Source organism: Oceanibacterium hippocampi (genome assembly GCF_900172325.1).
Lineage (GTDB): Bacteria > Pseudomonadota > Alphaproteobacteria > Sneathiellales > Sneathiellaceae > Oceanibacterium > Oceanibacterium hippocampi.
This window is the reverse complement of sequence record NZ_FWFR01000001.1, coordinates 1,890,013-1,912,599: the sequence shown is the minus strand read 5'-3', so window position 1 is coordinate 1,912,599 and position 22,587 is coordinate 1,890,013. Positions and strand designations below refer to the sequence as shown.

The window sequence follows — 22,587 nt, the reverse complement described above, 5'->3', positions numbered from 1 at the left end:
AGGGCGAGGCCCGCGAGCGGGGAGTTGCGTGATGGGTGATGCGGAGGCGGCGTTCGTCACCGCGCGCGTGGTGGAGGATATCGGCGCGATCGATGCCGGCGCGTGGGACGCCTGCGCCGGGTCGGTCAATCCGTTCGTCTCGCACGCCTTTCTCCGGGCGCTGGAGGATTCCGGCTCGGTCTCGGCCGAGACCGGCTGGGCGCCGCAGCACCTGGCGCTCGAGGCCGCCGACGGCACCGTCGCCGCGGTCATGCCGCTTTACCTGAAGAACCATTCCTACGGCGAATATGTCTTCGACCATGCCTGGGCGCATGCCTACGAGCGGGCCGGCGGGCGCTATTACCCGAAGCTGCAGTCGGCCGTCCCCTTCACCCCGGTGACCGGGCCGCGCCTGATGGTCCGCCCGGACATGCCGGCCGGCGATGCGTCACGCGGGCTCATCGCCGCGGCGCTCCAGGTCGCCGAGCGGCACAAGGTCTCGTCCTTCCACGTCACCTTCCCGGAGGAGGCCGAGGCGCGCCGGCTCGGCGAGTTCGGCCTGCTGCTCCGGAACGGGGAGCAGTTCCACTGGGAAAACCGGGGTTACGCGCGCTTCGACGACTTCCTCGACGATCTCGCCTCGCGCAAGCGCAAGGCGATCCGGAAGGAGCGGCGCGAGGCGCAGGATCCCTCCTTCACCTTCGAGACGCTCACAGGCGCCGGGATCCGCGAGGAACACTGGGACGCCTTCTTCCATTTCTACATCGATACCGGCAACCGCAAATGGGGCACGCCCTATCTCAACCGGACCTTCTTCTCGCTCTTGGGCGAACGGCTCGGCGATCGCGTCGTGCTGATGCTGGTCAGCCGGGGCGGCCGGCCGATCGCCGGCGCCCTCAACCTCGCCGGCACCGAGGCGCTCTACGGCCGCTACTGGGGCGCCGTCGAGGACCACCGCTTCCTGCATTTCGAGACCTGCTACTACCGCGCCATCGACTACGCGATCGAGCACCGCCTTGCCCGCGTCGAGGCCGGGGCCCAGGGCCCGCACAAGCTCGCCCGCGGCTATGTCCCGGTGAAGACCTGGTCGGCGCACTGGCTCCGCGATCCCGGCTTCCACGAGGCGGTCGAACGCTTCCTCACGGCCGAGCGGCGCGAGGTCGAGGCGGAAATCAGCTATCTCGGCGAGCACAGCCCGTTCAGGAAGGGCGGCAATCAGGGGAGCGGACAATGACCTACGAAGGCGGATGCTATTGCGGCGCGCTGCGCTACGTGGCCGAGGGGGAACCCCGGATGAAGGCGGAATGCCACTGCCGGCCCTGCGCCTATTTCTCGGGCGGGGCGCCGAACCTGTTCGTGGTGCTGTCGGAGAAAGGCTTCCGCTACACCAGCGGGACGCCGAAATCCTTCACCAGGCCGGACCTGGAAAACGCGGTAACGCGGGAATTCTGCGGCGACTGCGGCACCCAGATCCTGACCCGCCGGCCGGGCGTGAAGGCGGTCATCATCAAGGCCGGCACGCTGGACGACCCGGCCCTGTTCGGCGCCCAGCAGATGGCGATCTACACGAGCGGGAAGCAGGCCTTCAACCATATTCCGGACGGCCTGCCCGCCTTCGAGGGGCTGCCGCCGCGCTGAGGCCGCCTCGACCGGCGCGGGCAATCCGGGCATTTCCAAGCCGGCGGATGCTGCACTAGACTGCGCCGACCGAATGCGACGCGGGAGACAGGGATGGATCGGAAGCCGGACGGGATGGCGGACGCCTTCGCCGACGAGGCGGCGCTGCGCGAGGCCTATGGCGAGCCCTCCGAGATCGTCAGGCGCAAGCAATTGCCGGCGCTGGAGAAGCATTGCCGCAATTTCATCGCGCAATCGCCGTTTCTCTGCATGGCGACGAGCGATGCCGAGGGCCGGGCCGACGTCAGCCCGCGCGGCGATCCGCCGGGCTTCGTTCAGGTGCTCGACGACCACACGCTGCTGATCCCCGACCGGCCGGGCAACAAGCGCCTCGACAGCCTGCGCAACATCCTCGCCAATCCCCGGGTCGGGCTGATCTTCTTCATCCCGGGCGTCAACGAGACGCTCCGGGTCAACGGCTGGGCCCGTATCGTTCGCGACGGGGAGGCACTGGCGCCGCTCGCCGTCAACGGCAAGGCGCCGCTCTCCGGCATCCTGGTGACCGTCGAGGAAGCCTACCTGCATTGCGCCAAGGCGCTCATCCGGAGCCGTCTCTGGGGCGAGGATTACCGGGTCGCGAAAGGCGACTTCCCGACGCTCGGGCAGATGCTGGCCGATCAGGTCGAGACCGGCCGGAGCGTCAGCGAACTGGACGCGGTGATGGAAGAGAGCATCCGGGACCGGCTCTATTGAGCGGCGGCACGCCGGGCCGCCGGCGCCTTCTCCCTGCCGCCTGCCTGCTGGCCCTGGCGGGGCTGCTGGCCGGCACGCCCGCGCATGCGCAGAACCAGGCCCCGGCCGACGGCGGCGCGGCCGCCAACGACCAGCTTGACGAGAAGATCCGCGAGCTGATCCCCGAGGCGCTGGCCCGCGAGGCGCTGCAGCAGGCGCTCAGGACGATCCGGCCGGAACTCTGCCAGGGCGACGACATGTGCCGGCTGGCGAGCGCGGAGGAATTCGCCAATCCGCCGCTCACCCCCGACGACGCCCGGGCGGCGATCTATTTCGCGATGCGCTCGGCCGCGACGCAATGGTGCGGGCTCGATTACAAGCGCAGCTACCTGCCGATGCTGGTCTACGGCAAGCATCGCCGCAAGATGACCGACCGCGAACTGTTCCTGCTGTCGCTCATCCATGGCGAGTTCATGGGCGAGCAGGTCAGCAAATACGTCGAATCCGGCCAGGACTGCCCGCCGGAGCTGCGCGAGCGGATCGACAGCACCTTCCCCCGGCTGCCCGAGAGCGGCGTCGTCGAGTAGCCTCGCCGAGCCTGCCGGTCACAGCCATTTCAGGCGCTTGAACAGCCAGATCTCGACGATTCCGGCGACCACCATGGCAACGACGACGGCGGTGAAGGCCCAGGGCGTCTCGACCCCCGGGACACCGCCGACGTTGATGCCGAGCAGCCCGGTCAGGAAGCCGAGCGGCAGGAACAGCCCGGCGACCAGCGACAGCACGTACATGTTGCGATTCATCCGCTCGGACAGCCGGTTGCCGAGTTCCTCGTGGACCACGGCGGCGCGTTCGCGGGCGGCGTCGAGATCCTCGGTGTAGCGCGTCACCTTGTCGGCGGTCTCGCGGATCCGGTCGCGCACCCCCTCCTCGGTCACCAGCGTGCCATTGGTCGAGCCATAGGTGAGAAGCTGCATCAGCGCCTCGCGCTGGGGCGCGATGTAGCGGCGCAGGATGATCGCCTGGCGGCGCAGGTGGGAAAGCTCGCCCCGCAGGTCGCTGCCCTGGTCCTCGATGATGCGGTCCTCCAACTCGTCGAGCCGGTCGTCGATGCCGTCGAGCACCGGGCCCATGCGGTCGACCAGCCCGTCGCTGAGCAAGGCGATCAGGTCGAGCGGGCTGCGGACCAGCAGGCCGGCCTCGATCTCCTCGGTCAGGGCCGCGACCGCGAGCAGGCGGCGCAGGCGAATCGAGATCACCCGGTCCTTCTCGATCCAGAGGCGGAGCGATACCATGTCCTCGGGATCGGCGCCGGGGTTGAGATTGACGCCACGCAGGATGAGCAGCACGCCGGCCCCCATGGCCGTGCAGCGGGGCCGGGTTTCCTCGGCCACCAGCGCGGCGATGATCGGGCGGGGCAGCCCGAGATCCCGGTGCAGCCAGTCGGCAAGGCCGGTCGCATCGCGGCTCGCATGGACCCAGTACCAGCCACCGTCGGGGCCCCGCGCCGCCACGTCCTCCGGCGTGACCGGCCGGCCCTGCCCGGCGCCGTCGAAGCGGAAGATACGCCGCATGTTCTGCTCGTCACCCATTCGTTCCAGCCCCTTGTCGTCGCCTGGTCAGGTTATTCTGGCATGACCGGGCCTTTCCATGTAGGGGTCGCCACGATATCGTGGGATACGAACCCGGCGCGGCACGGAGCCGCGCGTCGCGCCGAGACGGGAGCCGTCGCCCCGCGCCTTCACCCGCCCCTCGCCCAGGCCTTTCGAAGAAGCCCCGGTCCTTCATGCGTTCAGCCATTGCCCCGGTCTCCGCCGTACTCCTTAGTGTCGCCATCCTGTTGATGGGCAACGGCCTCCAGGGCACGCTGCTGCCGGTCCGCGCCGGCATCGAAAATTTCTCGGCGCTCTCCATCGGCATCCTCGGTTCGTCCTATTTCTTCGGCTTCGGCGCCGGCTGCCTGATCGGGCCGCTGCTGGTCCGCCGCGCCGGGCACATCCGGACCTTCACCGCGATGGTCGCGATCGCCTCCACGACGGCGCTCATCCACGCGGTGCTGCTGGTCCCGGCGATCTGGTGGATCGCCCGTGGCGCCACCGGCTTCTGCTTCGCCGTCCTCTACATGGTGATCGAGAGCTGGCTCAACGAGAAGGCGACGAACAAGACGCGCGGCGCCGTCTTCTCGGTCTACACGATCATCAACCTGACCGTCATCACCATCGGCCAACTCATCCTGACGATCGTCTCGCCGGAAAGCTTCGCGCTGTTCGCACTCGCCTCGATCCTGGTGTCGCTGGCCGCCGTCCCGGTCGCGATGACCACGGCCGAGGCGCCGGCGCCGATCCTGACCGTCAAGGTCCGCCTCGCCCATCTCTGGCGGATCTCGCCGGTCGGCTTCGCCGGCGCGATCGCGGTCGGGCTGGCCAACGGCTCCTTCTGGGCGCTGGCGCCGCTGTTCGGCCAGCGAACCGGGATGGGCACCGGCGCGATCGCGATCTTCATGAGCGTCTGCGTGCTGGCCGGGGCGATCGGGCAATGGCCGTTCGGCAAGCTGTCGGACCATACCGACCGGCGCATCGTCATCGTGCTGGCCTGCACGATCGCCGCACTGGCCGGTGTCGCCCTGGTCCTGACCGGGCTCTACTGGCCGCGCGCGCTGCTCGCCGCCGGCTTCCTGTTCGGCACCGCCGCCTTCCCGCTCTATTCGCTGGCCGCCGCGCACATGAACGACCATGTCGAGGCGAATGGCTTCGTCGAGGCCTCGAGCGGCCTGCTGCTGGTCTTCGCCGGCGGCGCGGTGATCGGGCCGATGCTCGCCTCGTCGCTGATGCGCGTGATCTCGCCGGACGCCCTGTTCGGCTATACCGCGACCATTCACGTGCTGATGGCGATCTTCACGCTCTACCGGATGCGGCTCCGCCCGAAGGTCACCGAGGAAGAGCGCCAGCCGTTCACCGAATCGATCATCATGGCGCAGACCCTGTCGAACGTCGATCCGATGCTGGACGGCGCCGACGGCGCGGACGATCCGTCGCCGCCGTCCCAGCCGCCCGTGCCGCCGGGCAAGCCGGGCCCCTCCTCGCCGCCGCCGAAAGGCCCCGACCGGCCCAATCCGGCCGGATGACCCGGGCCGCGGCGGACACGATGGCGGATGGCGATCCGCCCTTCGCCGAGCCGGCCGTCGCGACCGCCTTTGCCGAGTTTCCCGATGATGTCCGCGGCGAGCTGCTGGCGCTCCGTCGGCTGATCTTCGCGACGGCGGCCCGGACCGGGGGCGTCGGCCCGCTCGGCGAAACGCTGAAGTGGGGTCAGCCGGCCTATCTCACGAGCCTGACGAAAAGCGGCTCGACGATCCGCATCGACCGCCGCAAGGACGGCTCGGGCGGGATCGCACTGTATTGCCATTGCGCGACCGACCTGATCGCGACCTATCGGGAACTATACGGCGACCGCCTCGCCTTCGAGGGCAAGCGGGCGATCCTGCTGCCCGCCGGCAAGCCGCTCCCGGTGGCCGAACTCGGCCACTGCATCGCGCTCGCGCTCACCTATCACACGCGGAAGCGGACACGCTGAGCCGCTTCGCCATGACGACACGCGGCCGGACATGAAAGCCGGCCCCGGCCTCCTCAGCAATGACCGCGCGCAGCGCCGGCCGCTCCAGCCCGGGCACGAAAACGCGGTAGCCCCGGCGCGCATAGACCGGCGCATTCCAGGCGACATCGCGAAAGGTCGTCAGGGTGATTTCCGGGTAGCCCGCGGTCCTGGCCCAGGCTTCCGCGCCGTCGAGCAGCCGGCGACCGACGCCCCGGTTCTGCCAGGCGAGACGGACCGACAACTCGGCCAGATGGGCGCGGCCGTCGCAGGGCCAGAGCATGGCGAAGGCGACGGGCCCCTCCGCCTCGCCATGGCCCGTGTCCGTCCGGGCAACGAGGATCGTTCCCTCGTTGAGCGCCCGGGCATGTTCATGGGGTTCGCGGACCGGGCCGTCGGCGCAGAAATCGTAGCCGATGGCCCGATAGAGCTGGGCACCGTCGCGCTCGATCCCGGCGAGGATGCCGAGGTCGTCCCCGGTCGCGCGCCCGATCGTGATGCCGGCCTCGGTCATCGCCGGACGGTGCGCCGGCCGGTCAGTCGACCAGCGCCGGTTCCTTCTTCGGCGTCCCGCCGCCGCCGCGCTTGCCCTTGGGCGGGCTGGCGGCCTCGAGCTCGAAGGTGAGCTTCTCGCCGTCGAAGCCGACCGTCACATGGCCGCCCTTCTCCAGCTTGCCGAACAGGAGCTCTTCCGCCAGCGGCTTCTTGATATGCTCCTGGATCACCCGGGACAGCGGACGCGCGCCGTAAAGCGGATCGTAGCCGCGCTCGGCGAGCCATTCGCGGGCCGCGTCGGACAGCTGGATCGTGACGTTCCGGTCGGCGAGCTGCGCCTCGAGCTGGAGGACGAACTTGTCGACCACGCGGGCGACGATGTCGGGCGCGAGCGCCGCGAAGGGGATGACCGCGTCCAGCCGGTTGCGGAACTCCGGCGTGAACAGGCGCTTGATCGCCTCCTCGTCCTCGCCGGTCCGCTCCTCCCGGCCGAAACCGATCGCCTTCTTGTTCATCTCGGCGGCGCCGGCATTGGTCGTCATGATCAGGATGACGTTCCGGAAGTCGATCTGCTTGCCGTTATGGTCGGTCAGCTTGCCGTGATCCATGACCTGCAGGAGGATGTTGAACAGGTCCGGATGGGCCTTCTCGATCTCGTCGAGCAGCAGCACGCAATGCGGGTTCTGGTCGATCGCGTCGGTCAGCAGGCCGCCCTGGTCGAAACCGACATAGCCCGGCGGGGCGCCGATCAGGCGGCTGACGGTATGCCGCTCCATGTATTCCGACATGTCGAAGCGGATCAGCTCGACCGACTGGATGGCGGCGAGCTGGCGCGCGACCTCGGTCTTGCCGACGCCGGTCGGGCCGGAGAAGAGGTAGCTGCCGATCGGCTTTTCCGGCTCGCGCAGGCCGGCGCGAGCGAGCTTGATAGCGCTCGACAGCGCGTCGATCGCAGCGTCCTGGCCGAACACGACGCGCTTCAGGTCGGTGTCCAGGCTGCGCAGGTTGGCGCTGTCCTGGCGCGAGACGTTCTTCGCCGGGATGCGGGCGATCTTGGCGACGATATCCTCGACGTCGCGGACCCCGATGACCTTCTTCCGGCGGCTTTCCGGCTTCAGCATCTGCGCGGCGCCGACCTCGTCGATCACGTCGATCGCCTTGTCGGGCAGCTTGCGGTCGTTGATGTAACGGGCCGACAGCTCGACGGCGGTGCGGATCGCGTCGTTGGTGTAGCGGATGTTGTGATAGGACTCGAAATAGGGCTTCAGGCCCTGCAGGATCTTGACCGCGTCGTCCGGCGTCGGCTCGTTCACGTCGATCTTCTGGAAGCGCCGGAGCAGCGCCCGGTCCTTCTCGATATAGCCGCGATATTCCTTGTAGGTGGTCGAGCCCATGCAGCGCAGGATGCCGCCGGCGAGCGCCGGCTTGAGCAGGTTCGAGGCATCCATCGCGCCGCCCGAGGTCGCCCCGGCGCCGATCACCGTGTGCATCTCGTCGATGAACAGGATCGCGCCCTCGATCGTCTCGAGTTCGGAGAGAACGGATTTCAGCCGCTCCTCGAAATCGCCGCGGTAGCGCGTGCCGGCGAGCAGCGAACCCATGTCGAGGGCGAAGATGGTGGCGTTGGCCAGAACCTCCGGCACCTCGCCGTTGACGATGCGCCGGGCCAGGCCCTCGGCGATCGCCGTCTTGCCGACCCCCGGATCGCCGACATAGAGCGGATTGTTCTTCGAGCGCCGGCAGAGCACCTGGATGGTCCGCTCGATCTCCTTCTCGCGGCCGATCAGCGGATCGATCTTGCCATCGCGGGCCTTGCGGTTGAGGTCGACGCAATAGGCGGCCAGCGCCTCCGGCGTCTCGCGCTCCTCGGCCGGCATCTCGGCATCGGGCTCGGGTCCGGCCGGGCCGCTCTCGCCGCCCTTGTCGTCGTCACCCTCGGAGCCGCGCACCGGGCGCTGCACGCTCATGCCCGGCGCCTTGGCGATGCCGTGGCTGATGTAGCGGACCGCGTCGTAGCGGGTCATGTTCTGCTGCTGCAGGAAAAAGGCGGCGTGGCTCTCGCGCTCGGCGAAGATCGCGACCAGCACGTTGGAACCGGTCACTTCCTCCCGGCCCGAGGACTGGACATGGATGAGCGCCCGCTGCACGACCCGCTGGAAGGACAGCGTCGGTCGCGCCTCCTCGAAGGAGGCGGTGGCGAGATCGTCGAGTTCCCCGTTCAGGAACTGGGTCAGCGCCTCGCGCAGCTTGTCGATGTCGACATTGCAGGCGCGCATGACCGCCATCGCGTCCTGGTCCTCGGTGAGCGCGAGCAAGAGATGCTCGAGCGTCGCCAGTTCGTGCCGACGTTCCGTCGCCAGCGCCATCGCGCGGTGGAGGCTCTGCTCCAGGGTCTTCGAGAATGAAGGCACTACTCTTTTTCCATTGTGCATTGAAGGGGATGCTGATTCTGGCGAGCGAAATCGATCACCTGCATGACCTTCGTTTCAGCGACCTCGTAAGGAAACACTCCGCATATTCCGACACCTTTCTGGTGTACATGCAACATGATCTGGGTGGCTTCCTCACGACCCTTGTGAAAAAAGCGCTCCAGCACATAGACGACGAACTCCATCGGCGTGAAGTCGTCGTTGAGCAGCATCACCCGCCACATCGAAGGTTTCTTGACCTTCGGACGCGTCTTGGTGACAACCCCGATCTGGTTGCCCTGCTGCCCGTTCTGCTTGTCGTCACTCATCAGTCGAAACGCCGATCCCCGGGTACTGTCTGCATAGGATATCGGATTCAGCCGCGCGAATAAAAGACCCTGCCGCTGCCCGATCCCGAAAAGGCGAAAAGCGGACCTTCCCGGCCGCGATCCGCCGCGCTGAAAACGAAGAAGGCCCGGTCCTCGCGGGCCGGGCCTTCTCCAACACTACTCGTACTCGGTGCTCATCGGGACCGGGACGGCATGTCAAACGCGACTGTTGCGCTACGCGACATGCCGGCGGCCGGACCGCCCGACGGTCGGCTCGTTCAGGCCGACATCGGCTTCATGAACTTCTCGACCGACGCGGTGAACTGCTTGCCCATCGGCTCGACCGCAGCCTGCGCAACCTCGACGCCGAGGCTGGAGATGCGGGTCGCGCCCTGGACATAGGACTCGTAGACATTCTTCGCGAAGGCGCTCTGGAGCTCGAAAGCCTCCTTGACGGTCTTCACGCCGACCAGCGAACGGGCGAGCGTGAAATAGTCGTCGACCGCGGTGCGGGTCATCGACAGGATCTCGGCGTTGACCTTCTCACCGCCCTCGGCGGCAAGCTTGCCGGCGGCGACGACGGCCTCGAGCTGCTCCTTGTTCACGCCGGCAATGTCCGAATAGGCGCGGACAGTGGCGTCAAGGCTCTCCTGGCTCACGGCAAAGGCCTTCTGATACTGGCCAGAGGCGGCTTCGGTGCCGGCCTTGATGGCGCTCTCGATGGTCTCCTTGCCGGCTTCGACGATCTCTTCGAAGTTGCCGGTGACGGTCTCGGTGGAATTCTTCTTGGCGGTGGCCATGTTTCGGGTTCCTCTCGGTAACGCGGTGGGGCCTTGGCCCTGCATCCGCTGTTGTTCCTCTTGCCCCGCAGTACTAAGCCGTACCAATTTGCTGCAGTGCAATATGCACGAGATATAAGGAACCGATTGCGCATGTCAACCGGATTTTTTGTGCGCTGCAACAAAATCGCTGCAAAGCCGAAAGGCGCCGCCGCTGGCGGATCGCCGCCGAAAGGAAAAGAGCCGGAGAATCAATCGCCGACGGTCAGAATCGCGGCCCGATGTTCAGACCGTTGTCGCCGACCTGCAGGCTGAAATAGGGCCCGTTGTCCTCGTTCGCACGCCCGCCGCCACGCGGCCGCGAGCCCGGCGTCAGGAAGTCCGAATCGCGCGGCGCCTTCGCCTTCACGCCGGTATCGTCATGGGCGAGCAGCCGATCGGCGAAGCGGAGCGAGCCGAGACGATCCTCCGGCCAGCTCCACGCCTGGTAGACGAAGCGGCCGCCATGGCAGCCCATCGCCAGCCAGTAATAGCTGTCCGAATGCAGGACCCGGCCGCGCGGCGTCGGCCGCCCGAACCCGTCGTCGGCCAGTGCCTGGAAAAGCTGCGCCACGTCTCCGCCGCCGATCAGCCGGCGGGTCTCGCCGGCCAACCCGGGAAAGCGGATGCCGTTCTCGTCGATCTCCAGCGTCGCCGGAAGCCGACCGGCGGTGACCTTGCTGTCGAGGAGGAAGGCGCCGTTGTCCGCCGGGGCGAGGTCGTAGATCCGGACCTGTTCCAGATAGACGGCATTGTAGACGAAGCGATAGCGCGGCACCGCGCCCGGGTCGCAACGGGCCCGCAGATCGTCGCCGTTCAGATAGGAGAACCAGGTCGCGATCCGGCTGACCGGATTCCCGGCGCGGCCATCGGCGGTGCAGCCCGCAAGGACAAGGGCGACAAACAGCAAGGCGAACCGCATCGAAAACTCCTTCGGCAAAAAAGACCGCGCGCCTCACGCCGGACCCCGGCCCATGCCGCGGCCGGGCACCGGGATCGGACAGCGCAGGCCGCCGAAAGCGGCGCTTAAGGCCCTGTTAAGGTCAATGTTGGCATCATTGTGTCCGGTCGCAAGCGGCACCCGCCGCTGCCTCCGGAACGATCGCGACCCCTGCCCGTGCGGAAAATTGCATTGGACAGGGAATCGCCGATTTCCTAGAATCGAAATGTTCGGATTCTGATTGATTCGAGAACAGTTTATACGCCCAAGTTGAGAAAGTAGGCACGATGAGGCAATTGTTCGGCTGGGGCCGCCTCCCGCGTCTGGATATCGCGACCCTGCTGTTGTCGCTGACGGTCGCCATTCTCACCTTTGCCGGAACGCCGGCGGAAGCCCGCTATGCCGGCATCATCATCGATGCCGACAACGGCCAGGTGCTCTACGCCCGCAACGCCGACCAGCGACTTTATCCGGCCTCGCTGACCAAGATCATGACCCTTTACATGGTGTTCGAGGCGATCGAGCGCGGGGAACTGCGCTTCGACCAGCGGCTCAAGGTCTCGGCCCGGGCCGAGGGACAGGCCCCGACCAAGCTCGGCCTCAAGCGGGGCTCGACGATCCGGGTCGAGGACGCCGTGCTCGCGCTCGTCACCAAATCGGCCAACGATGCCGCCACCGTGCTGGCCGAGGCGCTGGCCCCGACCGAGGCCGCCTTCGCCATCGCGATGACCGAACGGGCCCGCAAGCTCGGCATGCGGCGGACCAGTTTCCGCAACGCCACCGGGCTGCCGAACCGGCACCAGCGCTCGACCGCGCGCGACATGGCGACGCTGGCTGTCGCCATGCTTCGGGATTTCCCGCAGCACTATCACTATTTCTCGCAGCGCAGCTTCACCTATGCCGGCCGGACCTATGACAATCACAACGGCCTGCTCGGCAATTACGAGGGCACCGACGGCATCAAGACCGGCTACATCCGCGCCTCGGGCTTCAACCTGGTGGCCTCGGTCCGGCGCGGCGAACGGCGCCTGATCGGCGTCGTCTTCGGCGGCCGTACGCCGAAGTCGCGCGACGCCCAGATGAAGAAGCTGTTCGACCGCAGCTTCGCGATGATCGACATCGACACCCCGGTGGGCGTGCCGCTGCCGCGCGCCAAGCCGACGGTTCGCACCGCCGCCGTCGAGGCGGAACCGGTCGTCGTCGCCTCTGCCGGCCGGCCGGTCCGCGCCGCCGTCGTCGCCCTGCACGGCAAGCCGGCGGAAGTCGGCCCGGCGGCCCTGCGGGCGCCCGCGCCCCTGCCGCAAGAGAAGGGCGCCGCCAACTGGGGTATCCAGCTTGGCGCCTATCAGGACCTGCTGAACGCGCGCACCCGCCTGCACCAGGCGGTCGGCTTGCTGCCGCAGGTTCTGCACAGCCGCGAATTCATGATCGAGCCGACCAGGACCGGGAACCAGCTGCTCTACCGCGCCCGGCTCGGCGGCTTCCAGGTCGAGGATGCGAGCCAGGCCTGCCAGCGCCTCGTCGATATCGGCGTGAGCTGCTGGATCGTCACGCCGGACGGCGACATCACCCGCGACCCGCTGCGCAGCTAGTTTATTCCTTTCCGGAAGCGAGGCCGGCGAGCGCGACGGCCAGTTGCGCGCCGAGTGCCGCGTTCGAGATCGCCAGTCCCCGGTTGACCACGCTTGTCCGCCCGCCCGACAGGTGATGCAGATGGGCGAGCAGGAACGGCGTCGAGGCCGGTCCGGAGATTCCCGCCGCGGACGCCGCCGCGAGCGCGTCGCCGACCATCGCCTCCATGTCCTCGCGGGCGAAGGCAATCTCCTCCGGCGGCGGGTTGCAGACCAGCATCGCCGAACCGATCCCGAGATCGCGATGGCAGGCGACGATCCGGGCGAGGCCTGCCACGTCGTCGGCCCGGTGCGGCACCGGCAATCCGCTCGAGCGGGCGTGGAAGGCGGGGAAATCGTCGGTCCGGTAGCCGATCACCGGCACCCCGTAGCTTTCCAGAACCTCCAGTGTCGCCGGCAGGTCGAGGATCGATTTCGCGCCGGCCGAGATTACCGCGACCGGGGTCCGGGCCAGTTCCAGGAGATCGGCCGAGACGTCGAAGGCCGCCTCACCCGGCGCCGTCCGATGGACGCCGCCGATGCCGCCGGTCGCGAAGACGGCGATCCCGAGATGCGCCGCCACCCAGGCGGTCGCCGCCACGGTGGTCGCGCCGAGCCCGCCCGCCGCCATGACGGGCGCGAGATCGCGGGTCGTGCACTTGACGGCCGGTCCGAGCGCCAGGCGTTCGAGCGCGGCGGTGTCCAGCCCCGCCGTCAGGCGACCGTCGATGATCGCGATCGTCGCCGGCACGGCGCCGGCGGCCCGCACCTCGTCCTCCAGCGCCCCGGCGAGCGCGAGATTCTCCGGATGGGGAAAGCCATGCGAGATGATGGTCGATTCGAGCGCGACAACGGCGCCGCCATCGGCGAGCGCGGCCCGAACCTCATCGCTCAGGTCGATCGTGACTGGTGACATCGAAAGCACTTTCCCAGAGTTTGTCCGCACCGCTACTCTCACGGCCTTGCCGCGACGCATACTATAGCGCCAAATGGCGGCGACGGGACAAAAGGGGGACCGGCCGGGTGCGGTCGGTGACGTCGGCTGAGAATTCGCTTCTACCTGATCATGACGCTCGTCGGCATGCTTTCCGGCGCGCTGTTCGGGGTGATCGTCAGCGACGGCGAACTCGCCGGGGCGCTGCGCGGGGCGGCAACCGGCGGCCCGATCACGGCGCTCCTGCTGACGCTCGAGGTCGGGCTGCTGAATGCCGGCAACGACAACCGGTTCCGGCGCCTTCCCTTCACCGCCCTGCTCGCCTTTCGCACGCTCTGCTATCTCGCGGTCTTCATCGGCGGGCTCTGGTTCGGCGAGGCGGTCGTGCCGATCGACGACGCCCGCGGCACAATCGGCTGGAACAGCCAGACGCTGATCTCGCTCGCCTTCGCCTCGGCGCTCGGCCTGCTGTTCAACATCTATTTCGCGATCCGCCGGCTGCTCGGGCCCGGCGTGCTCGCACGCTTCGTCACCGGCCGTTACCACCGGCCGCGCGAGGAGAAGCGGATCTTCCTGTTCATCGACCTCAAAGGCTCGACCGAGATCGCCGAACGGATCGGCCCGCTGGAATTCCACCGGCTGATGAACGACGTGATCTATGCCGTCACCAGGCCGATCCTCAGCCATCGCGGCGAGATCCACAAATATGTCGGCGACGAGATCATCGTGACCTGGCCGATGGCCGGCCGGGACGCCAACGCGCGCGCCCTCGATTGCGTCGCCGCCTGCCACCGCGCCCTCGTCGCGCGGTCACCGGTCTTCGAGAAGCGCTACGGCGTCTCCCCCGGATTCTGGGCCGGACTGCACGGCGGACCGGTCGTGACCGGCGAAATGGGCGACGTGCGCCAGGAAATCGTCTTTCTCGGCGACACCGTCAACACGGCGGCGCGGATCGAACAGAGCTGCCGCACGCTCGGCCATGATTGCCTGCTCTCGGAAAGCCTGCTCGGCGAGCTTGCCCTGCCCGCCTGGGCCCGACCCGAGGCCCTCGGCCCCGTCTCCCTCCGGGGCAAGACCGAACCGGTCGCGCTCTATGCCCTGGCTCTCGATTGACTTGTCCGAACAGGAAGGAACGAACTGATGTCGCTTGCAGGAAAGGTCGCGATCGTGACCGGATCGGCGACGGGCGTCGGCGCCGGTTGCGCGCTGCTGCTCGCCCGGAACGGCGTGAACGTGGTGATCAACTACACGAAGAGCCTGGCCGAGGCGGAGGAGACCGAGAAGGCCTGCGCCGCGGAAGGCGTCGAGACGCTGCTCGTGCAGGGCGACATCTCGGTCGATGCCGATTGCCGCCGGCTCGCCGACGCGGCGACCGCGAAATGGGGCCGGATCGACATTCTCGTCAACAATGCCGGGACCACCAAGTTCGCCGCCCATTCCGATCTCGAGGCCCTCGACGCGGAGGACTTCCACAAGATCTACGCGGTCAACGTGGTCGGCACCTACCAGATGACCCGGGCCGCGGCCCCGGCGCTGAAGGCGAGCGGCGAGGGCAGCGTGATCATGATTTCCTCGGTTGCCGGCCTGAGCGGCATCGGCTCCTCGATCGCCTATGCCGCCTCCAAGGGCGCGCTCAACACCATGACCATGTCGCTCGCCCGCTCGCTGGCGCCGGAAGTCCGGGTCAACGCGATCTGCCCGAGCATGATCGAGACGCGCTGGCTGCGCGAGGGCTACGGCGAGGAACGCTATGAATCGCTGAAGAAGCGGCTCGAGGATTCGATCCCGCTCGGCCGCGTCTCGAAGCCCGAGGACATCGCCCAGACCGTGCTCTGGCTGGTCAGCGGCGCCAATCTCACGACCGGCGAGACGATCCGCCTCGACGGCGGCGCCCATCTCGGGCCGCGGGTCCTGACCAAGCGGCTCTAGGGCGCGCCAGCGAGGGTGACGACCCCGTATTCGGCGCCGGCATCGAGCAGCCAGAGCCAGAGATACTCGGCGAACGAGCGGGCCACATGGATCTCGACCCGATCCTCGGCAGTGCGGTGCAGGATGACCAGCGCCCGGGCGATATGGGTTTGCGCGCAGGCCCCTACGGGAAAAGCGGCGAGGTCGAGGTCGAGCGCGCAGCCCTTTGCCAGCAGGTCGAGATGGCGGGGGCCGGAAAGCTCGATCGTCGTGCGGCTGCCGGACAGGTCGTTGACCGCCGCGTGACGGCCGATCAAGGCCCCGTCGAGTGCCTCGACCAGCGCCGCCGCCTGGTCCGGGGCACCGGTGAACAGCCACTCGTTCGGGCCGAGCCAGAGGGTCGCGACCGGGCCGAACTGGCGCTCGATCACCGCCGTCCGGTTCGGCTCCAGCGGCAGCTCGATACCGGTGGCGCCGGCGACTGCCTTCAGGAAGGCCTTGTCGGCGGCGTCGCCGCGCAGGTTGACCTTGGTTCGGTAGGGCCGTTCGCGAAGCGCTGCCCCGGCCTCGCCGATTTCGGCAAGGGCGCCGACTTCCGGATGGCAGGTGCTGAGCGGGCTCTGGCGAAGAACGGTCTCAACCATCGAGGCGCGCTCCTTCCTTGTCGAAGAAGACCGGGTCGGTCAGCCTCACCCGGCAAGTCCGCTCCGGCAGCGGCACCTCCAGCGTCTCGCCGATCCGGTTACGCCCGTCGCGGACCAGAGCGAGCGCGATCGAATGGCCGAGATTGGGCGAATAGTAGCTCGACGTGACATGGCCGAGCATCGGCATCGGCGCGCTTTCCAGCGCCTTCTCGACGATCTGGGCGCCCTCGGGCAGCACGTCGGTCGGCGTCTCGGTCATCAGCCCGACCAGTTCCTTGCGCCCCGGCGCGGCGGTGGCGGCACGGGCGAGCGAACGCTTGCCGAGGAAATCCTTGGTGGCGGATACCGCCCAGCCCATCCCGAGATCGATCGGCGTGACCGTGCCGTCGGTATCCTGGCCGACGATGATGTAGCCCTTCTCGGCCCGCAGCACGTGCATCGCCTCGGTCCCGAACGGGGTGATCCCGAACTTCTCGCCGGCCATCATGCAGGCATTCCAGAGTGCCAGCCCGCAATCGGCGCTGACATTGATCTCGTAGGACAGTTCGCCGGTGAAGGAGACCCGGAAAACCCGGGCCCTGAGCCCGGCAACATGACCCTCGCGGACCGACATGAAGGGGAAAGCCTCGCTCGACAGGTCGATGTCGCCGCACAATTCGCCGAGCAGCCGGCGGGCATTCGGGCCGCAGATCGTCACCGTCGCGAACTGCTCGGTGACCGAGGTGCACCAGACCTTGAGGTTTGGCCATTCGGTCTGCAGCCATTCCTCGATCCAGCCCAGCACGCTCGCCGCATTGCCGGTCGTCGTGTGCATCAGGAAATGATTCTCGTCGAGACAGGCGGTGACGCCGTCATCGAACACCATGCCGTCCTCGTGGCACATCAGGCCGTAGCGACAGCGCCCGGCCTCGAGCTTGTTCCAGGCATTGGTATAGACCCAGTTGAGCAGTTTGCGCGCGTCCGGGCCGCGGATATCGATCTTGCCGAGCGTCGAGGCATCGAGAATGCCGAGGCTGTTGCGGACCGCGCGGACCTCCCGGTTGACCGCCGCCTGCTTGCCCTCGCCGCGTTGCGGATAATAGAACGGCCGCTTCCACTGGCCGACATCCTCGAACACCGCGCCGGCGGTCTCGTGCCAGCGATGCATCGGGGTCTTGCGGACCGGATCGGCCAGATGATCCACGTTGCGCCCGGCAAGCGCGCCGAAGCTGACCGGCACGAAGGGCGGCCGGAAGGTCGTGGTGCCGACCTCGGGAATGTCCCGGCCGCTCGCCGCCGCCATCAGGGCCAGCGCATTCACGTTCGAGCTCTTGCCCTGGTCGGTCCCCATGCCGGTCGTCGTGTAGCGCTTCAGATGCTCGACCGACAGGTAGCCCTCGCGGGCGGCGAGCGCCACGTCGGCGGCGGTCACGTCGTTCTGGAAATCGACGAAATGCTTGTTGGTGCGGCCTCGCGGGTCGCGGCCGGGCACCGACCAGAGCGGCTCCAGCGGGACCGTGATGACTGGCGCCACGGCCGGCGCCTGCGGTCGTCCGCCGCGCTTGCGGTGGCCCGCGTCGGCGGCCGCCTCGAGACCGGCTGCGAGCCCGTCCGTGAGGGCGTCGACGAGCGAGAAGTCGCCGGCCGCGGCGCCGGTCGAGCGGGCCTGCTGGCGGGTCTCGCCGGGGATGAAGATCGTTCGCTCGCGATCGTAGGCGAGCTTGCCGCCCGATTGCGAGAACAGGTGCACGCTCGGGTTCCATCCGCCCGACATCAGGATCGCGTCGCACTCGAAGCGCTGGATCGAGCCCGCGATCCGTTTCGCCGACGGGGAGATCTGGGCAACGTAGGCCGCCTCGACCCGCCGCCCGCCGTCGCTGCCGATCACCGCGTGGCCGCTCAGGACGTCGATCCCCTTGCCGAAGGCCGCGAGCGGCAGGTCGCCACCGGTCGGCTCGTCGCGGATATCGACGATCGTCACGGCAACGCCGGCGTCGTGCAGGTCGGCGGCGGCGGCATAGGCGCTGTCGTTGTTGGTCGCGACGACGACCCGGTTGCCGACCTTGACGCCATAGCGGTTGAGGTAACTCCGGGCCGCCCCGGCCATCATGATCCCGGGCCGGTCGTTGTCGGCGAAGACCAGCGGCCGCTCGATCGCGCCCTGGGCGAGCACCACCTGCTTCGCCCGGACCTTCCAGAGCCGCTGGCGCGGCAGATGCTCGGGCGGGGCCGCCAGGTGATCGGTGACCCGCTCCACGGCGACGAGGAAGTTGTGGTCGTAATAGCCGACCGCGCTGGTCCGCGTCAGCAGCCGGACGTTCGACCGCTCGGCCAGTTCGTCGACCACGCCGGCGACCCAGTCCATCGCCGGCCGGCCGGCGATCTCGGCGGTCTCCGAGAGCAGCGAGCCGCCGAACTCGGGGCCCTCGTCCATCACGATCACCCGGGCGCCGGTCATCGCCGCGGCGCGCGCGGCGGACAGCCCCGCCGGGCCGCCGCCGACGACCAGCACGTCGCAATGGGCATGCATCTTGTCGTAGTGGTCCGGATCCTTGCCCTCCGGCGCCCGGCCGAGGCCGGCGGCATGACGGATCGCGCGCTCGTAGAATTTCCAGCCGAAGCGCGGCCACATGAAGGTCTTGTAGTAGAAGCCCGCCGGGATCAGCCGGGAGGCCCAGCTGTTGACGACCCCGACGTCGCTGCCGAGCGTCGGCCAGGCGTTCTGGCTGGCGGCGACCAGGCCCTCGTGCAGTTCGACCACCGTCGCCCGGGCATTCGGCTCGGTGCGATCGCCGAGGCCGAACTGGACCAGCGCGTTCGGTTCTTCCGAGCCAGCGGTCATGATGCCGCGCGGACGGTGATACTTGAAGCTGCGGCCGACGAAGTGGACCCCGTTGGCGAGCAGCGCCGAGGCCAGCGTGTCACCGGCGTTGCCCCAGTAGTTCTGGCCGTCGAAGCGGAAGCCGATCGACTGGCTGCGGTCGATGCGTCCGCCCTTCGCGGTGCGGAAGGCGGTCGTCATCGGTCACCGTCCGCGATGTCGGGGCGCGCCTCGCCGATCCGGTAGACCGCAAGGATCTCGTGGCTCACCGTGTCGCGGGCAACGTTGAACCAGCGCCGGCAGCCACGGGCGTGCCACCAGCGCTCGAAGTGCAGGCCCTTCGGATTGGTCCGGTGAAACAGGTAGTCGGCCCAGGCGGCATCGTCGAGCGCGGCGCTCTTCGCCGGGCGGGCGATATGCGCCTCGCCGCCATAGCCGAACTCCTGCTCGTCGCGGGGGCCGCACCAGGGGCATTCGATCAGCAGCATCGCGTTTCCTGTCCCTTCCCGGTCAATGCGCGACGGCGGCCGCGCCGTGTTCCTCGATCAGCTCGCCCGACTGGAAGCGCTCGAAGGTGTGGCGCTGGTTCAGCGGGTGCGGCCGGTCGCGGGCGATGGTATGGGCGAAGACATGGCCCGAGCCCGGCGTCGCCTTGAAGCCGCCGGTACCCCAGCCGCAATTGAAGTAGAGCCCCTCGACCGGCATCTTGGAGATGATCGGGCTGGCGTCGGGCGAGGTATCGACGATGCCGCCCCACTTCCGCATCATCTTGAGGCGTGAGAACATCGGGAACAGTTCCATGGTCGAGGCCATGATCTCCTCGATGATCGGCAGCGAGCCGCGCTGGGCGTAGGAGGTATAGCCGTCGATACCGGCGCCCATGACCAGTTCGCCCTTGTCGGACTGACTGACGTAGACATGCACCGAGGACGACATCACCACGGTGTCGAGGATCGGCTTGATCGGCTCGGAGACGAGCGCCTGCAGCGGATGGCTCTCGATCGGCAGGCGCAGGCCGGCCATCGCCGCCAGTACCGAGGCATGGCCGGCGACGACGACCGCGACCTTGCCGGCGGCGATCGCGCCCCGGGTCGTCTCGACGCCGGTGATCCGGCCCTTCTCGATCCGCATGCCGGTGACTTCGCATTGCTGGATGATGTCGACGCCCATCGCGTCGGCGCCCCGGGCATAGCCCCAGGCGACGGCGTCATGGCGCGCGGTGCCGCCGCGCCGCTGCACGGTCGCGCCCAGCACCGGATAGCGGCTTTCCGGCGAGACGTTGATGATCGGGCAGAAGCGCTTCACCCCGGTGGTGTCGAGCAGCTCGGAATCGATGCCGTTCAGCCAGTTGGCGCGGGTTCGCCGCGACAGCTCGCGCAGGTCGTGCTCGTTGTGGGCGAGATTCATCACCCCGCGCTGGCTGAACATGACGTTGAAATTGAGTTCCTGGCTCAGTCCCTCCCAGAGCTTGAGCGAATGCTCGTAGAGCGAGGCACTGGCATCCTGCAGGTAGTTCGAGCGGATGATCGTCGTGTTGCGGCCGGTATTGCCGCCGCCGAGCCAGCCCTTCTCAAGCACCGCGATATTGCGGACGCCGTGTTCCTTCGCGAGATAATAGGCGGTCGCGAGGCCGTGGCCGCCACCGCCGACGATGATCACGTCGTAGCGGGGTTTCGGGTCGGGGCTGCGCCAGGCGCGCTGCCAGTTCTCGTGATAGCTGAGCGCATTGCGCATCAGGCTCCAGATCGAATAGGCCCCTCGCTTCACGCTCAAGCCTTCCTCCTGACCTGCTCCCGGACGGTTGCCGTCCGCCTCTCGAGACCGCCAATCATAGGCCCCGAGCGACATCGCCGACAAGCCCGGCGCGACCACCCGCCGCACCGCGCGGCCCGCCGATTCTCCGGGAATCGCTGCCCACTTGACGCCGGTGGTTATGACAGGCGCTAATGAGATCGAATGTCGCGAATTCGACATCCCCTGCTCCGACTGCGTAGGTTCGGGTGAAGCGTGATGGGTGCGACGAATGCTGGGTAACTCGCAAGTCAGCCGCCCGCAGCGGGTCGGCTTCCTGTTGCTGCCGAATTTCTCCCTCGCGCCGGTGGTCTCGGCGATCGAGCCGCTGCGCCTCGCCAACCGGCAGTCGGCGGAGGAGCTCTATACCTGGGAGATGTTCACCGTCGACGGCGAGCCGGTCTCGTCCTCGGCCGGCATCGCGCTGACCCCGGTCCGGCCACTCGCCGAGGCGGAGGCGATTCGCACGCTCGTCGTCGTCGGCGGCCTCGAGACCCATGCCTTCGACGACCGCTTCGTCACCTCGTTCCTGCGCCGCATGGACCGTCTGGGCGCCGATCTCGGGGCGCTCTGCACCGGCGCGCACTATCTCGCCCGGGCCGGGCTGCTGGACGGCTATCGCTGCACGGTGCACTGGGAGAACATCCCGAGCTTCGAGGAGGACTTCCCCGACATCGAGGTGGTGCCGACCCTGTTCGACATCGACCGCAACCGCTTCACCTGCGCCGGCGGGGCGGCGGCGCTCGACCTGATGCTGCACCTGATCGAGAAGCAGCACGGGCTCGAACTCGCGACCATCGTCTCCGAGCAGTCGATCCACGAGCGGATCCGCGAGGGTGCGGATTTCCAGCGCATGACCTTGCGGTCACGGCTCGGGATCTCGCATCCGAAGCTGGTGCTGGTGATCGCCGAGATGGAGGCCAACCTGGAGGAACCGCTGAGCCGGCTGGCGCTCGCCCGCAACGCCGGGATCTCGACCCGCCAGCTCGAACGGCTGTTCCGGCGCTATCTCAACCGCACGCCGACCCGCTATTACCTGGAACTGCGCCTGACCCGGGCCCGCAACCTGCTGCAGCAGACCTCGATGCCGGTGATCGGCGTGGCCCTGGCCTGCGGCTTCGTCTCGGCCTCGCATTTCTCCAAATGCTACCGGGAATATTACGGCCACACGCCGGGCGACGAGCGCAAGAGCCGGATCAAGACCGCCGGCACCGGCGCCTGACGGCGGCGGTGCTCATGGACGACCCGGCCAGGCTCGCGCGCGCCCGCGACTATCCCTACGACCGCCCCGCCGGCGCCTTCCTGTTCCAGCTCGGCGGCGGCGTCCGGTCGCTCGATCCGGCGGCGGAGGCCGGCCTGTTCGACGGGCGGACGGCGGTGATCGCCGCCGGCTCGAACGCGGCGCCGGCCCGGCTGGCCGACAAGTTCGCCGGCGACGCCGGCGTCATCCCGGTCACCACGGCAACTCTCCGCGATGTCGCGACCGTCTATTCGGCGCATTTCGCGGGCTATGGCGCGATCCCGGCGACGCTGATCCCGCATCCGGGCGCGGTCGCACCGGTCCATGTCACCTGGCTCGACCCGGCCCAGCTCGAACGCATGCACGCCAGCGAGGCGCTCGGCGTCAATTACGACTTCGTCTCCCTCGGCCCGCTGCCCGTCGATCCGCGCGGCGGGACGCCCCGGACGATCGAGGCCCATGCCTATCTGAGCCGCTATGGCGCCCTGCTCGACGACGGCAGGCCGATCGCCCTGTCGGCGCTTCCCGGCGAGGCGCCGGGGCTCGCCCGCATGTCGCAGCCCGAGGTCCTCGCCCTCGCCCAGGCCCTGATCGGCGATCCCGGTCCGGCGGACGCCTTCCTGCTCGGCCTGATCGGCGACCGGGAGCGGCGACGGGCCGCAACCCTGGCGCTCGCACACCATGCCCGCCCGCTCGCCTTCCCGTAATGGCCGGCCGACCCGCGCCGGAAATCGCGCCGCGACGATTGTTC

The 22,587-nt window shown here is 68.3% G+C and carries 22 protein-coding genes; 11 read left to right on the top strand and 11 right to left on the bottom strand.

The window, feature by feature from the left end; genetic code table 11:
* Positions 1-31 precede the first annotated feature (31 nt).
* The 4 genes from OCH7691_RS09080 to OCH7691_RS09065 all read left to right on the top strand — a co-directional run bounded on the left by OCH7691_RS09080 (position 32) and on the right by OCH7691_RS09065 (position 2,915).
* On the top strand, positions 32-1,213 hold the full coding sequence (locus tag OCH7691_RS09080; protein ID WP_085883058.1) for a GNAT family N-acetyltransferase: 1,182 nt from the start codon (positions 32-34) through the stop codon (positions 1,211-1,213).
* Positions 1,210-1,617, top strand: coding sequence for a GFA family protein (locus OCH7691_RS09075; protein ID WP_085883057.1), 408 nt, complete (start codon positions 1,210-1,212; stop codon positions 1,615-1,617). The genes OCH7691_RS09080 and OCH7691_RS09075 overlap by 4 nt, the downstream gene beginning before the upstream one ends.
* A gap of 93 nt (positions 1,618-1,710) precedes the next feature.
* On the top strand, positions 1,711-2,349 hold the full coding sequence (locus OCH7691_RS09070; protein ID WP_217807871.1) for a pyridoxamine 5'-phosphate oxidase family protein: 639 nt from the start codon (positions 1,711-1,713) through the stop codon (positions 2,347-2,349).
* Complete coding sequence (locus tag OCH7691_RS09065) at positions 2,346-2,915, top strand: hypothetical protein (protein ID WP_085883056.1); 570 nt, start codon at positions 2,346-2,348, stop codon at positions 2,913-2,915. Before OCH7691_RS09070 ends, OCH7691_RS09065 begins: the two co-directional genes overlap by 4 nt.
* A gap of 18 nt (positions 2,916-2,933) precedes the next feature.
* On the opposite strand, the gene OCH7691_RS09060 is transcribed toward OCH7691_RS09065, so the two are convergent.
* Entirely contained in the window at positions 2,934-3,920 is a 987-nt protein-coding gene (locus OCH7691_RS09060) for a zinc transporter ZntB (RefSeq protein ID WP_085883055.1), read from the bottom strand.
* Positions 3,921-4,114: 194 nt separating this feature from the next.
* On the opposite strand from OCH7691_RS09060, the gene OCH7691_RS09055 reads away from it, so the two are divergent.
* Both OCH7691_RS09055 and OCH7691_RS09050 read left to right on the top strand, forming a co-directional pair.
* Entirely contained in the window at positions 4,115-5,452 is a 1,338-nt protein-coding gene (locus tag OCH7691_RS09055) for an MFS transporter (RefSeq protein WP_085883054.1), read from the top strand.
* The gene (locus OCH7691_RS09050; RefSeq protein ID WP_217807870.1) at positions 5,449-5,901 is read left to right on the top strand and encodes a DUF1801 domain-containing protein; all 453 of its coding nucleotides are present in this window, start codon (positions 5,449-5,451) and stop codon (positions 5,899-5,901) included. Before OCH7691_RS09055 ends, OCH7691_RS09050 begins: the two co-directional genes overlap by 4 nt.
* Here the strand turns inward: OCH7691_RS09050 and OCH7691_RS09045 are convergent.
* The 5 genes from OCH7691_RS09045 to OCH7691_RS09025 all read right to left on the bottom strand — a co-directional run bounded on the left by OCH7691_RS09045 (position 5,870) and on the right by OCH7691_RS09025 (position 10,891).
* Positions 5,870-6,433 carry a GNAT family N-acetyltransferase gene (locus OCH7691_RS09045; protein WP_085883053.1) on the bottom strand — a complete coding sequence of 188 codons (564 nt, stop codon included), beginning with the start codon at positions 6,431-6,433 and terminating at the stop codon, positions 5,870-5,872. The two genes, OCH7691_RS09050 and OCH7691_RS09045, sit on opposite strands and share 32 nt — an antisense overlap.
* Positions 6,434-6,455: 22 nt before the next feature.
* A complete protein-coding gene (gene clpA, locus OCH7691_RS09040) occupies positions 6,456-8,825 on the bottom strand; it encodes an ATP-dependent Clp protease ATP-binding subunit ClpA (protein WP_085883052.1) in 2,370 nt (789 codons plus the stop codon).
* Positions 8,825-9,151, bottom strand: coding sequence for an ATP-dependent Clp protease adapter ClpS (gene clpS, locus OCH7691_RS09035; RefSeq protein ID WP_085883051.1), 327 nt, complete (start codon positions 9,149-9,151; stop codon positions 8,825-8,827). Before clpS ends, clpA begins: the two co-directional genes overlap by 1 nt.
* Before the next feature lie 278 nt (positions 9,152-9,429).
* On the bottom strand, positions 9,430-9,951 hold the full coding sequence (locus tag OCH7691_RS09030) for a phasin family protein (protein ID WP_139839595.1): 522 nt from the start codon (positions 9,949-9,951) through the stop codon (positions 9,430-9,432).
* Between the two features lie 244 nt (positions 9,952-10,195).
* On the bottom strand, positions 10,196-10,891 hold the full coding sequence (locus tag OCH7691_RS09025; protein WP_139839594.1) for a hypothetical protein: 696 nt from the start codon (positions 10,889-10,891) through the stop codon (positions 10,196-10,198).
* A 305-nt stretch (positions 10,892-11,196) separates the two neighbouring features.
* Between OCH7691_RS09025 and OCH7691_RS09020 the strand changes: the two genes are divergently transcribed.
* Positions 11,197-12,501, top strand: coding sequence for a D-alanyl-D-alanine carboxypeptidase (locus tag OCH7691_RS09020; RefSeq protein WP_085883048.1), 1,305 nt, complete (start codon positions 11,197-11,199; stop codon positions 12,499-12,501).
* A 1-nt stretch (position 12,502) separates the two neighbouring features.
* Here OCH7691_RS09020 and OCH7691_RS09015 read toward each other — a convergent pair whose 3' ends face one another.
* The gene (locus OCH7691_RS09015) at positions 12,503-13,435 is read right to left on the bottom strand and encodes a pseudouridine-5'-phosphate glycosidase (RefSeq protein ID WP_085883046.1); all 933 of its coding nucleotides are present in this window, start codon (positions 13,433-13,435) and stop codon (positions 12,503-12,505) included.
* A gap of 150 nt (positions 13,436-13,585) precedes the next feature.
* Here OCH7691_RS09015 and OCH7691_RS09010 point away from each other — a divergent pair, with 150 nt between their 5' ends.
* Positions 13,586-14,566 carry an adenylate/guanylate cyclase domain-containing protein gene (locus tag OCH7691_RS09010; RefSeq protein WP_085883044.1) on the top strand — a complete coding sequence of 327 codons (981 nt, stop codon included), beginning with the start codon at positions 13,586-13,588 and terminating at the stop codon, positions 14,564-14,566.
* 27 nt (positions 14,567-14,593) lie between these two features.
* Complete coding sequence (locus OCH7691_RS09005; RefSeq protein ID WP_085883042.1) at positions 14,594-15,382, top strand: SDR family NAD(P)-dependent oxidoreductase; 789 nt, start codon at positions 14,594-14,596, stop codon at positions 15,380-15,382.
* Here the strand turns inward: OCH7691_RS09005 and OCH7691_RS09000 are convergent.
* Genes OCH7691_RS09000 through OCH7691_RS08985 form a run of 4 tightly spaced genes read right to left on the bottom strand, consistent with a single transcriptional unit; the run spans position 15,379 to position 20,572 of the window.
* Positions 15,379-16,005 carry a sarcosine oxidase subunit gamma gene (locus OCH7691_RS09000; RefSeq protein WP_085883041.1) on the bottom strand — a complete coding sequence of 209 codons (627 nt, stop codon included), beginning with the start codon at positions 16,003-16,005 and terminating at the stop codon, positions 15,379-15,381. The two genes, OCH7691_RS09005 and OCH7691_RS09000, sit on opposite strands and share 4 nt — an antisense overlap.
* Complete coding sequence (locus OCH7691_RS08995) at positions 15,998-19,006, bottom strand: sarcosine oxidase subunit alpha (protein ID WP_085883039.1); 3,009 nt, start codon at positions 19,004-19,006, stop codon at positions 15,998-16,000. Before OCH7691_RS08995 ends, OCH7691_RS09000 begins: the two co-directional genes overlap by 8 nt.
* Positions 19,003-19,293, bottom strand: a complete 291-nt coding sequence (locus OCH7691_RS08990; protein WP_085883037.1) for a sarcosine oxidase subunit delta — start codon at positions 19,291-19,293, stop codon at positions 19,003-19,005. Before OCH7691_RS08990 ends, OCH7691_RS08995 begins: the two co-directional genes overlap by 4 nt.
* A gap of 22 nt (positions 19,294-19,315) precedes the next feature.
* Positions 19,316-20,572 (bottom strand): sarcosine oxidase subunit beta family protein, encoded by a 1,257-nt coding sequence (locus OCH7691_RS08985; protein WP_281251907.1) that lies wholly within the window; start codon positions 20,570-20,572, stop codon positions 19,316-19,318.
* Between the two features lie 256 nt (positions 20,573-20,828).
* On the opposite strand from OCH7691_RS08985, the gene OCH7691_RS08980 reads away from it, so the two are divergent.
* Both OCH7691_RS08980 and OCH7691_RS08975 read left to right on the top strand, forming a co-directional pair.
* Positions 20,829-21,818, top strand: coding sequence for a GlxA family transcriptional regulator (locus tag OCH7691_RS08980; RefSeq protein ID WP_085883036.1), 990 nt, complete (start codon positions 20,829-20,831; stop codon positions 21,816-21,818).
* 14 nt (positions 21,819-21,832) lie between these two features.
* Positions 21,833-22,543 (top strand): hypothetical protein, encoded by a 711-nt coding sequence (locus OCH7691_RS08975; protein WP_139839593.1) that lies wholly within the window; start codon positions 21,833-21,835, stop codon positions 22,541-22,543.
* The last annotated feature ends 44 nt before the right edge of the window (positions 22,544-22,587 follow it).